This window comes from Pseudomonas sp. NPDC089918, assembly GCF_050280605.1.
Taxonomy (GTDB): domain Bacteria; phylum Pseudomonadota; class Gammaproteobacteria; order Pseudomonadales; family Pseudomonadaceae; genus Aquipseudomonas.
The window spans coordinates 1-11,896 of record NZ_JBNNVP010000078.1 but is presented as its reverse complement, the minus strand read 5'-3'; the positions used below and the strand labels follow the sequence as shown (position 1 = coordinate 11,896).

Here is an 11,896-nt window from a genome sequence, read left to right as displayed (position 1 = left end):
CAGTTTAGGCCGTGATCGCCGGCCGTGGTTCCATCAGTCTGGAATTTGACCGTTCAACCCCTCTAAATCAGGCGCGACAAGGCTTGGGGTTGAGTCTGGACCCAGCCGAACCGAGTGAACAAGTAGCCGTCCAGTTGGTCGCCCGGGGCGAAGCCGACGGAGTGCACGATGCAATCCAGGCCGTCCCACTTCTTGCTCAGTGCTTCGAAGACCTTGGCGATTTCTTCATCGCTGGCCACGTCGCACGGGAAGCACAGCTCAGGGCTCGAGCCCCAGCCTTGTGCGAATTCTTCGACACGACCCTTGAGTTTGTCGTTCTGATAAGTGAAGGCAAGCTCAGCGCCCTCGCGATGCATGGCGGCAGCGATGCCGGATGCGATGGACAGCTTGCTGGCGACACCGACGATCAGTACGCGCTTACCGGCGAGAAAACCCATGTGTTGCTCCTCTTTTCAGGTTTATTGCGCAGTGGCTGGTGCCAGAAAAGCGGCTTCCAGCAACTGCTGTGTATACGGATGTTGGGGGGCGGCAAAGATACTTTGCGCGTCTCCCTGTTCGACCACTTGGCCATGCTTGACCACCATCAGCTGGTGGCTCAGCGCTTTGACGACAGCCAGGTCATGGCTGATAAACAAATACGTCAGGTTGTACTTGGTTTGCAGTGAACGTAGCAGCTCCACCACTTGGCGTTGCACGGTGCGGTCGAGGGCCGAAGTCGGCTCGTCCAGCAGAATCAACGCCGGTTTTAGCACTAATGCCCGGGCAATGGCGATTCTTTGCCGTTGCCCACCGGAAAATTCGTGGGGGTAGCGGTGCCGGGTTTCCGGGTCCAGACCTACCTCCTTGAGTGCCGCAATAATCGCTTGTTCCTGTTCTGCCTCGGTGCCCATCTTGTGGATCCGCAGGCCTTCGCCGACGATCTGGCTCACGCACATCCGTGGGCTCAGGCTGCCGAACGGGTCCTGGAACACCACCTGCATTTCCCGGCGCAGCGGCCGAACTTCGCTCTGCGTCAGGCAGTCTAGCTGCTTGCCTTCAAAACGGATGACGCCTTTGCTACCGATCAGCCGCAATATTGCCAGGCCGAGCGTCGACTTGCCGGAACCGCTTTCTCCCACAATCCCCAGGGTCTGGCCCTGGGGCAGGCTGAAATTGATCCCGTCGACCGCTTTAATATGGTCCACGGTCTTTTTCAGAAAGCCTTTCTTGATCGGGAACCAGACTTTCAGGTTCTCGACCGCAAGCAACGGCGGGCCAATCACATTGGTCGCCGGCTTGCCGCTGGGCTCCGCTGCCAGCAGTTCCCGCGTGTACGGATGCTGTGGCGCGCGGAACAATTCTTCGCACGATGCCTGTTCGACGATGCAACCGCGCTGCATGACACATACCCGATGCGCAATTCTTCGTACAAGGTTCAAATCATGACTGATCAGTAACAACGCCATGCCCAGACGGGCCTGCAATTCCTTGAGCAGTTCGAGAATTTTCAGTTGAACGGTCACGTCCAGGGCCGTGGTCGGTTCGTCGGCGATCAGCAATTCCGGCTCATTGGCCAGGGCCATCGCGATCATCACCCGCTGGCGCTGGCCGCCGGACAATTCGTGGGGCAGGGCCTTGAGACGCTTTTCGGGCTCGGGGATGCCGACCATTTCCAGCAGTTCCAGCGTGCGCTTGGTCGCGACTTTACCGGTCAGGCCTTTGTGGATGCCCAGGATTTCGTTGATCTGTTTTTCGATCGAATGCAGCGGATTGAGCGAGGTCATCGGCTCTTGAAAGATCATCGCAATCCGGTTGCCGCGGATGTGGCGGATGGTTTTCTCTTTCAGATCCAGCAGATTCCGGTCGGAATAAGTGATGGTGCCGGACGGGTGCCGGGCCAGCGGGTAGGGCAGCAGCCGCAGGATCGAGTGGGCGGTCACCGATTTACCGGAGCCGCTTTCGCCCACCAGCGCCAGGGTTTCGCCGCGTTTGATGTCGAAGCTCACGCCCTCGACCACCCGCTGCACGCGTTCACCGACGACAAATTCGACGGCCAGGTCGCGCACTTCGATCAGATTGTCCTGATTCATTTCACTTCCTCGGGTCGAAGGCATCGCGAGCGGACTCGCCGATGAACACCAGCAGACTCAACATCAACGCCAGCACCGCAAACGCACTCATACCCAGCCACGGCGCTTGCAGGTTGGATTTGCCTTGGGCCACCAGTTCACCCAGGGACGGCGCGCCCGGCGGCAGGCCGAAGCCGAGGAAGTCCAGGGCGGTCAGGGTGCCGATGGCGCCGGTCAGGATGAACGGCATGAAGGTCATGGTCGAGACCATGGCGTTGGGCAGGATGTGGCGGAACATGATCGCACCATTCTGCATGCCCAGCGCCCGAGCCGCGCGCACGTATTCCAGATTCCGGCCGCGCAGGAACTCGGCGCGCACCACATCCACCAGGCTCATCCACGAGAACAGCAGCATGATCCCCAGCAGCCACCAGAAATTAGGCTGCACGAAACTGGCCAGAATGATCAGCAGGTACAGCACCGGCAACCCGGACCAGATCTCCAGAAAACGCTGCCCGGCCAGATCGACCCAGCCGCCATAAAAACCCTGCAAGGCCCCGGCGATCACGCCGATGATCGAGCTGAGAATGGTCAGCGTCAAAGCGAACAGCACCGAAATCCGGAAGCCGTAAATAACCCGGGCCAGCACATCGCGCCCCTGATCGTCGGTGCCCAGCAGGTTATCGGCCGAAGGCGGCGCGGGGGCCGGGACTTTCAGGTCGTAGTTGATGCTCTGGTAGCTGTAGGGGATCGGGGCCCACAAGACCCAGGCGTCCTTGGCCTTGAGCAGCTCGCGAATGTACGGGCTCTTGTAGTTGGCTTCCAGCGGGAATTCGCCGCCGAACGCGGTTTCCGGGTAGCGCTTGAGGGCCGGGAAGTACCAGGCGTCGTCGTAGTGCACCACCAGCGGTTTGTCGTTGGCGATCAGTTCGGCACCGAGGCTTGCGCCGAACAGAATCAGGAACAGCCATAACGACCACCAGCCACGCTTGTTGGCCTTGAACAGTTCGAAACGTCGGCGATTGAGAGGGGACAGGTTCATCTCAATGCTCCCGGCTTTCGAAGTCGATGCGCGGATCGACAAAGGTGTAAGTGAGGTCACCGATCAATTTCACCACCAACCCCAACAGGGTAAAGATGAACAGCGTGCCGAAAACCACCGGGTAATCGCGGTTGATCGCTGCTTCAAAACTCATCAAACCGAGGCCGTCGAGGGAGAAAATCACTTCCACCAGCAACGAACCGGTGAAAAAGATCCCGATGAACGCCGAAGGAAAACCGGCGATCACCAGCAGCATGGCGTTGCGAAACACATGGCCGTAGAGCACGCGATGGCGGGTCAGCCCCTTGGCCTTGGCGGTGACCACGTATTGCTTGTTGATTTCATCGAGGAAGCTGTTCTTGGTCAGCAGCGTCATGGTCGCGAAGTTGCCGATCACCAATGCGGTCACCGGCAGCGCCAGGTGCCAGAAGTAATCGAGGATCTTGCCGCCAGTGCTCAGCTCATCGAAGTTGTTCGAGGTCAGGCCCCGTAGCGGGAACCAGTCGAAATAGCTGCCGCCGGCGAACACCACAATCAGCAGGATGGCGAACAGGAACGCCGGGATCGCGTAACCGACGATGATCGCCGAACTGGTCCAGACGTCGAAGTGGCTGCCGTGTCGCGTCGCCTTGGCGATCCCCAGAGGGATCGACACCAGGTACATGATCAGCGTGCTCCACAGCCCCAGGGAGATCGACACCGGCATCTTTTCCTTGATCAGGTCGATGACCTTGGCGTCGCGGAAGAAGCTGTCGCCGAAATCCAGGGTGGCGTAGTTCTTGATCATGATCCACAAACGTTCCGGCGCCGATTTATCGAAGCCGTACATGTGCTCGATTTCCTTGACCAGCGCCGGGTCCAGGCCTTGCGCCCCACGATAGGCCGAGCCGGCCACCGACACCTCGGCACCGCCGCCGGCAATGCGGCTGGTGGCGCCTTCGAAGCCTTCGAGCTTGGCGATCATCTGTTCCACCGGCCCGCCGGGGGCGGCCTGGATGATCACGAAGTTGATCAGCAAAATGCCGAGCAGGGTCGGGATGATCAGCAGCAGTCGCCGAAAAATATACGCCAGCATCTGATTACTCCGTGCCCGCAGGGTCGGCTTGCAGTTTGGTTTCGACTTCTATCGGCAATGTCGCGTTGGGCTTGACCCACCAGGTATTGATGCCGATGTCATATTTGGGCGAAACCTTCGGGTGGCCGATGTGGCTCCAGTACGCCACGCGCCAGGTCTTGATGTGCCAGTTAGGGATCACGTAGTAGCCCCATTGCAGCACCCGGTCCAGTGCCCTGGCGTGGGCCACCAGGCTTTGGCGTGAGTCGGCGTTGATCAGTTGCTCGACCAGTTGATCCACCACCGGGTCTTTCAGGCCCATGGAGTTGCGGCTGCCCGGTTTGTCGGCCGCGGCGGTCATCCAGAACTCGCGCTGTTCGTTACCCGGCGAGTTGGACTGCGGGAAGCTGCCGACGATCATGTCGAAGTCCCGGGAGCGCACGCGGTTGATGTATTGCGAGACGTCGACCCGGCGGATCACCAGGTCGATGCCCAGGTCGCTGAGGTTGCGCTTGAACGGTAGCAGCACCCGCTCGAACTCGGTCTGGGCCAGGAGGAATTCGATGGTCACCGGTTTGCCGGTGGCGTCGACCATTTTGTCGTCGACGATCCGCCAGCCGGCCTCTTGCAGCAGTTGATAGGCCTTGCGCTGCTGAGTGCGGATCATGCCGCTGGCGTCGGTCACCGGGTTCTGGAACGCCTCGCTGAACACTTGCTCGGGAATCTTGCCGCGCAATGGGTCCAGGATCGCCAACTGATCGGCGTCGGGGAGGCCGGTGGCGGCCATTTCCGAGTTTTCGAAGTAACTGCGGGTGCGCGCGTAGGCGCCGTTGAACAGTTGCTTGTTGGTCCATTCGAAGTCCAGCAACAGGGTCAGTGCCTGACGCACACGCACATCCTGAAACACCGGGCGGCGCAGGTTGAACACGAAGCCTTGCATGCCGGTGGGGTTGCCGTTGGCTATTTCTTCCTTGATCAGCCGACCTTCGGCCACCGCCGGAATGTTGTAGGCCTTGGCCCAGTTTTTCGCGGCCGATTCCAGCCAGTAGTCGAACTGACCGGCCTTGAGCGCTTCCAGCGCGACGGTGTTGTCGCGGTAGTAGTCGGTGGTCAGCACGTCGAAGTTGTAGAAGCCGCGATTGACCGGCAGGTCCTTGCCCCAGTAATCCTTGACCCGCTCATAGCGCACCGAGCGTCCGGCCTTCACTTCGCTGACTTTGTACGGGCCACTGCCGAGCGGCAGTTCCAGGTTGCCCTTGTTGAAGTCGCGGGTAGCCCACCAATGCTTGGGCAACACCGGCAACTGGCCGAGGATCAGCGGCAATTCACGGTTGTTGTTGTGCTTGAACTTGAACAGCACTTTGAGCGGGTCTTCGGCGACCACTTCCTCCACGTCGCTGTAATAGCCGCGGAAGAGCGGGGCGCCGTCCTTGATCAGGGTCTGGAAGCTGAACACCACATCCTCGGCACGTACCGGATGGCCGTCGTGGAAGCGTGCTTCGGGACGCAGGTAGAAGCGCACCCAGCTGTTGTCCGGGGCTTTCTCGATTTTGCCGGCGATCAGGCCGTATTCGGTAAACGCCTCATCCAGACCCTGTTTGGCCAGGGTGTCGTAGATCATGCTGATGTCGTCGGCCGGCACGCCTTTGTTGATGAACGGGTTGAGGCTGTCGAAGCCACCGAACCCGGCCTGACGGAAGATCCCGCCCTTGGGGGCGTCGGGGTTTACGTAATCGAAGTGTTTGAAGTCGGCCGGGTATTTCGGCGGCTCGTTGTACAGGGTCAGGGCATGTTGCGGGGCGGCGCAGGCCAACCCGGCGAACAACAGACCGCTGGCCTGCAAGAGCAGGGCGCGTACGGGTTTCATCGATCTTTCTCCGAAGATTTCAGCCACCACGCGCTCAGGCCCAGGGTGTAGGGCGGCGTGGTGACGAAGGCGAACCGGTTGCGGTAGGCCAGGCGGTGATAATTGAGGTACCAGTTGGGAATGATGTAGTGCTGCCACAGCAGTACCCGGTCGAGCGCCTTGCCGGCGGCGACTTGTGCATCACGGGTCTGGGCGGCGAGCAGTTGTTCAAGCAAATGGTCGACCACCGGGTTGGCGATACCTGCGTAATTCTTGCTGCCCTTGACCCCGACCTGGCTGGAGTGGAAGTACTGCCATTGCTCCAGACCCGGGCTGAGGGTCTGGTTGAGGGTCATCAGGATCATGTCGAAATCGAACTGATCGAGGCGCTGTTTGTACTGGGCGCGATCGACCGTGCGCAGCCGTGCGTCGATGCCGATGCTGGCGAGGTTCTCGACGTAAGGCTGAAGGATGCGCTCCAGGTTCGGGTTGACCAGCAGGATCTCGAAACGCAACGGTTGGCCGATGGTGTTCTGTAGCCGTTGACCGTTGAGCTTCCAGCCGGCCTCGGCGAGCAGCTCCAGGGCCTTGCGCATGGTTTCCCGCGGAATGCCGCGGCCTTCGGTCTGCGGCAGGCTGAACGGCTCGGTGAGCAGCTTGGCGGGCAACTGATCGCGATAGGGCTTGAGCAGCAGCCACTCATGACCGACCGGTAGCCCGGTCGCGGAGAACTCGCTGTTGGGGTAATAACTCATGGCGCGTTTGTAGGCGCCGCTGAACAGCGTGCGGTTGGTCCACTCGAAATCGAACATCAGCCCCAGCGCTTCGCGGACCTTGGCCTCGGCGAAAGTTGGCCGCCGGCTGTTCATGAACAGGCCCTGGCTCTGGGTCGGGATCTGGTGCGCGATTTGCGCCTTGATCACATCGCCACGGCGCACGGCCGGGAAGTTGTAACCGTTGGCCCAGTTCTTCGCCTGGTGTTCGATGTAGATGTCGAACTCACCGGCCTTGAACGCTTCGAAAGCCACGTCGCTGTCACGGTAGAACTCGACTTCCATGCGATCGACGTTGTACTTGCCGCGATTGACCGGCAGGTCTTTGCCCCAGTAATCCTTGACCCGTTCGAAGACGATCTGCCGCCCGGGCGTTACCGAGGTGATGCGATACGGCCCGCTGCCCAATGGCGGCTCGAAGGTGGTGGCCTTGAAATCGCGACCTTCCCAGTAATGCTGGGGCAACACCGGCAACTCGCCCAGGCGCAGGATCAGCAGCGGATTACCGGAGCGTTTGAAGACGAAACGGATGCGCCGTGGGTTGAGAATATCCACCCGCGACACTTCCTGAAGGTTGGTGCGGTATTGCGGATGACCTTCCTTGAGCAGCAAACGGTAAGAGAACGCCACGTCGTAAGCGGTGATCGGTGTGCCATCGTGGAAACGCGCTTCGGGGCGCAGGTTGAACACCACCCAGCTGCGGTCCTCGCTGTATTCCACCGATTGGGCAATCAGGCCATAACTGGAGGTCGGCTCATCGCCGGAGGGCGCGTATTGGCCGGTGCCGACCATCAACGGTTCATTGAGCTCGTTGATGCCGTATTGCAGGAAGTTGGCGGTGGAAACCGGGCTCGAACCTTTGAAGGTGTATGGGTTGAGCGTATCGAAGGTGCCAAACGCCATCACCCGCAACGTACCGCCCTTGGGCGCTTGCGGGTTGACCCAGTCGAAGTGGGTAAATCTGGCCGGGTACTTGAGCGTGCCGAACTGCGCATAACCATGGCTTTCGCTGATCGTCGCGCTTGCGGGGGAGCTCAAGGCCAGGCTGATCAGGAGCAGGAGGAGGGGACGCTTCAAGTCAGAGATCCGATCCAGGCGGCTTGGGCTTTGTGGGCCGTACAGTAACAGCTTGTATCGACTGGAAAAAGACGGGGGCTTAATGCGTTGTTAATTGTGAGGTGATGGTCCGGTGGATTGCAGAACCTGTGGCGAGGGAGCTTGCTCCCGCTCGGCTGCGAAGCAGTCGTAAACCTGACTGCGCGGTGTCAGAAATCATCGGGTTTCAGGTTTTGGGGTTGCTTCGCTACCCAGCGGGAGCAAGCTCCCTCGCCACAAAAAAGCCCCATTGCCCGAAGCCGCTTAATGCGGCGAAGCAACCGTCAGCATCTGCCCCGGTTTCAGCGCCTGGCCAACCCGAGGGTTCCAGCGCTTGAGGTGCTGCATTTCAACGTTGAAGCGTTTGGCGACCATGTACAGCGAGTCGCCTTGCTTGACCTTGTATTGGGTCTGTTGCGTCTTGTTGGTTACCTTGCCGTTGGTCTTGCTGTTCACCGCGACCACGGTGTTGACGCGCCCGGATTTGCGCTTGGTGGTGTCCTGCATCACCAGGGTCTGGCCGACCTTGAGGTCTTTGCCGTTCAACTTGTTCCAGCGTTGCAGGTCTTTGACCTCGACCTTGTTGGCCTTGGCGATGGTGCCCAGATTGTCGCCGCGTTTGACCCGATAGGCGCGCTTGAGGCTGGCGATTTCGCTGTCGTCTGCCCCTTCGAACACCGGCTTGAGCGATCGCTGGCTGATCAACTCTTCAGGACGCATGGTCGACAGGCTGGCGGTCAGCAGTTGCGCCTTGGACGTTGGCACCAGCAGATGCTGGGGGCCGTCGATGGTGGTGCGCTGCTTGAAGGCCGGGTTGAGCTGGAACAGTTCGTCTTCGTCGATGTTGGCGACGGCGGCAACCTTGGACAGGTCCATGCGCTGGTTGATTTCGACGACCTGGAAGTACGGTTCGTTGGCGATCGGGTTGAGGTTCACGCCATAGGCGTCGGGTGCGAGGACCACTTGCGACAGGGCCAGCAGCTTCGGCACATAGGCCTGGGTTTCCGCTGGCAGCGGCAGATTCCAGTAGTCGGTCGGCAGGCCTAGTCGTTCGTTGCGCTCGATGGCCCGGCTGACCGTGCCTTCGCCGGCGTTGTAGGCCGCCAGGGCCAGCAGCCAGTCGCCGTTGAACATGTCGTGCAGGCGGCTCAGGTAATCCATGGCCGCGGTGGTCGAGGCGGTGATGTCGCGCCGGCCATCATAGAAACGGGTCTGACGCAGGTTGAAGTAACGCCCGGTGGACGGAATGAATTGCCAAAGACCCACCGCGTCGGCCCGGGAATAGGCCATCGGGTTGTAGGCGCTTTCAATCACCGGCAACAGCGCCAGTTCCAGCGGCATGTTGCGTTCTTCAAGGCGTTCGACGATGTAGTGAATGTAGAGGCTGCCGCGTTCGCCGGCGTTTTCGAGGAAGGACGGATTACTGGCGAACCACAGGCGCTGTTGCTCGATGCGCGGGTTGACGCCCAGGTTGTCCTGCAACTGGAAGCCCTGGCGCATGCGCTCCCAGACGTCCTGTGGAATTTGCGGTGTTGGTTTTTCGCTGAGCCAGACAGGTTTCTGTTTGGCTCGAGCGGCGATATTCGGAGTGTGTGTCGCTTCGGTCTGCGGCACATGGCTGGAACAGCCCGCCAGAGTGGCGGACACAGCCACCGCAATGGCTTGAGCCAAGCGGGTCAATGCGTCTGAATTGATGGCTTTACGAATAGGTGACGACATTGGCTGGAAGTAAGTTCCGGGCAAAAATGTCGGGCGATTCTAGAAAGCGCACCCCCTGCGGTCAACCATTCAGAATTTTTGTACCAGCGTGATGGCTACTTAGAACTTATCTTTCCAAGCGCGTAGAGCAGCAAAAACCGCACTCGGAGCCCGGTTATGGGTTCCATTCCGTTCGTCCACTTTTTCTTTAACGGATGTTTCGTCGACACGCAAAAACGGGTTGGTTAGCTTTTCAAGCGCCAGAGTAGAGGGCAGCGTCATGATTCCGGCTTCACGTTGTGCGGTGACTTTTTCCAGACGTGCGGCGGTGTCCGGATTGCCCGGTTCTACCGCTGCGGCAAACCTCAGGTTGCTCAAGGTGTATTCGTGAGTGCAGTACACCAGCGTGTCTTCGGGCAGCGCGGCGAGGCGGCTCAGCGAGTGATGCATTTGCTCCGGCGAGCCTTCGAACAGGCGTCCGCAACCGGCGGCGAACAGGGTGTCGCCGCAAAACAAATGGCCCTGGTGATAAAAGGCGATGTGCCCGAGGGTATGCCCCGGCACCTGGATGACATCGAAGTCCCAGCCCAGCACGCTGATGCGATCATTGTCCTTGAGCGCCACGTCCCGCGCCGGGATGCTTTCACTGGCCGGGCCATAGACTGTCGCGTCTGTCGCTTTTTTCAGCCGCTCGACGCCGCCGACATGGTCATGATGGTGATGAGTGATCAAAATATCGCTTAACACCCAACCCGGGTGCGCCGCGAGCCAGGCTTGTACTGGCGCGGCATCGCCTGGATCGACCACGGCGCAGCGCTGGGTGCTGTGGTCTTGTAACAACCAGATGTAGTTGTCGGTGAAGGCGGGCAGGGCACTGATCTGTATCATCGTCGGATTCGCCAAGCGGAAAACATTGGCGCATCTTAGAACTTCCTGGCGCGTTGGAGAATGCAATGACCGATAAAGCGTTCGCTCAGGCCGATCCTGAGTGGCTGACATTGATCAGCGCGGCCCGTGAATGGCTGTCCGGCCCCATCGGGCAATTTCTGCTGGACGAAGAACGATGCATGCTCGAAGACGAGTTGGGGCGCTTCTTCGGCGGTTACCTGGTGCATTACGGCCCTTCGGCGCAGACGCCGCCGTCGGCGCCGCAGGTCCAGCGCAATGTGCGGCTCGGCGCGCCGTTGCCGGGCGTGGAGATCGTCTGCGAAGAGCAGGCCTGGCCTTTGAGCGAGCACGCCGCCGATGTGGTGGTGTTGCAGCACGGGCTGGATTTCTGCCTGTCGCCCCACGGTTTGCTGCGCGAAGCGGCGAGCAGTGTTCGGCCTGGCGGGCACCTGCTGATTGTCGGGATCAATCCCTGGAGCAGTTGGGGCCTGCGTCATGTGTTTGCCCATGACGCCTTGCGCAAAGCCCGTTGCATTTCGCCGTCGCGGGTTGGCGACTGGCTGAACCTGCTGGGTTTCGCGCTGGAGAAACGCCGCTTCGGGTGCTATCGTCCGCCGCTTGCGTCGCCTGCCTGGCAAGCCCGTCTGGCCGGTTGGGAGCGCAAGGCCGGTGACTGGCAGTTGTCGGGTGGTGGCTTCTATTTATTGGTCGCGCGCAAGATCGTGGTAGGCCTGCGGCCGGTGCGTCAGGAACGGCGCGAACCGATGGGCAAACTGATTCCGTTGCCGATGGCCAAGGTCAACCGTCGTCACCTCGAACCGTAATACACATTTTTTTCCCGGCCGGGGTCGCCCCGGCCTCGGGCATCGTCGGTCACCGATCGGCGAGCCACCGCATTTTCTGGATAGATTGGCATGAGCGATAGCGTAGAACTCTTCACCGATGGCGCCTGTAAGGGCAACCCTGGCCCGGGCGGCTGGGGTGCATTGCTGGTGTGCAAGGGCGTTGAAAAAGAACTCTGGGGCGGCGAAGCCAACACCACCAACAACCGTATGGAGTTGATGGGCGCGATCCGTGGCCTGGAAGAGCTCAAGCGCTCCTGCGACGTACTGCTGGTGACCGACTCCCAGTACGTGATGAAAGGCATCAACGAGTGGATGGCCAACTGGAAGAAACGCGGCTGGAAAACCGCGGCCAAGGAACCGGTGAAAAACGCCGATCTGTGGAAGCTGCTCGACGAGCAGGTCAACCGCCACAACGTCACCTGGAAATGGGTGCGCGGGCACATCGGCCATCACGGCAACGAACGGGCCGACCAACTGGCCAACCGTGGCGTTGATGAAGTGCGTGGGTACAAGCAGGCCTAGACCCTGATCGTTCCCACGCTCCGCGTGGGAACGCAGCCCGGGACGCTCTGCGTCCCATTGGAACGCGGAGCGTCCCTTGAGGCAT

Annotated in this window: 9 protein-coding genes and 1 pseudogene; 2 read left to right on the top strand and 8 right to left on the bottom strand. The window is 60.3% G+C overall.

Annotation, left to right across the window (positions count from 1 at the left end):
- Window positions 1–125: 125 nt before the first annotated feature.
- The 8 genes and pseudogenes from fabI to gloB form a co-directional block, all read right to left on the bottom strand.
- A pseudogene (gene fabI / locus ACQKPC_RS29600) lies at window positions 126–437 on the bottom strand (enoyl-ACP reductase FabI); the annotation flags it as partial.
- Window positions 438–458: 21 nt separating this feature from the next.
- Window positions 459–2,069 carry an ABC transporter ATP-binding protein gene (locus ACQKPC_RS29595; RefSeq protein WP_427628201.1) on the bottom strand — a complete coding sequence of 537 codons (1,611 nt, stop codon included), beginning with the start codon at window positions 2,067–2,069 and terminating at the stop codon, window positions 459–461.
- A 1-nt stretch (window position 2,070) separates the two neighbouring features.
- Window positions 2,071–3,090: an ABC transporter permease gene (locus ACQKPC_RS29590; RefSeq protein ID WP_427628200.1), complete on the bottom strand. Its 1,020-nt coding sequence runs from the start codon at window positions 3,088–3,090 to the stop codon at window positions 2,071–2,073.
- A 1-nt stretch (window position 3,091) separates the two neighbouring features.
- A complete protein-coding gene (locus tag ACQKPC_RS29585; protein WP_007906757.1) occupies window positions 3,092–4,165 on the bottom strand; it encodes a microcin C ABC transporter permease YejB in 1,074 nt (357 codons plus the stop codon).
- A 4-nt stretch (window positions 4,166–4,169) separates the two neighbouring features.
- A complete protein-coding gene (locus tag ACQKPC_RS29580) occupies window positions 4,170–6,011 on the bottom strand; it encodes an extracellular solute-binding protein (RefSeq protein ID WP_427628198.1) in 1,842 nt (613 codons plus the stop codon).
- Window positions 6,008–7,840, bottom strand: coding sequence for an extracellular solute-binding protein (locus ACQKPC_RS29575; protein ID WP_427628197.1), 1,833 nt, complete (start codon window positions 7,838–7,840; stop codon window positions 6,008–6,010). The genes ACQKPC_RS29580 and ACQKPC_RS29575 overlap by 4 nt, the downstream gene beginning before the upstream one ends.
- 282 nt (window positions 7,841–8,122) lie before the next feature.
- On the bottom strand, window positions 8,123–9,577 hold the full coding sequence (locus tag ACQKPC_RS29570) for a transglycosylase SLT domain-containing protein (RefSeq protein WP_063343481.1): 1,455 nt from the start codon (window positions 9,575–9,577) through the stop codon (window positions 8,123–8,125).
- A gap of 99 nt (window positions 9,578–9,676) precedes the next feature.
- Window positions 9,677–10,444, bottom strand: a complete 768-nt coding sequence (gene gloB / locus ACQKPC_RS29565) for a hydroxyacylglutathione hydrolase (RefSeq protein ID WP_427628195.1) — start codon at window positions 10,442–10,444, stop codon at window positions 9,677–9,679.
- 65 nt (window positions 10,445–10,509) lie between these two features.
- Here gloB and ACQKPC_RS29560 point away from each other — a divergent pair, with 65 nt between their 5' ends.
- Entirely contained in the window at window positions 10,510–11,268 is a 759-nt protein-coding gene (locus ACQKPC_RS29560) for a class I SAM-dependent methyltransferase (protein ID WP_427628193.1), read from the top strand.
- Window positions 11,269–11,358: 90 nt separating this feature from the next.
- Window positions 11,359–11,811 (top strand): ribonuclease HI, encoded by a 453-nt coding sequence (gene rnhA / locus ACQKPC_RS29555; protein ID WP_003180633.1) that lies wholly within the window; start codon window positions 11,359–11,361, stop codon window positions 11,809–11,811.
- Window positions 11,812–11,896 lie beyond the last annotated feature (85 nt).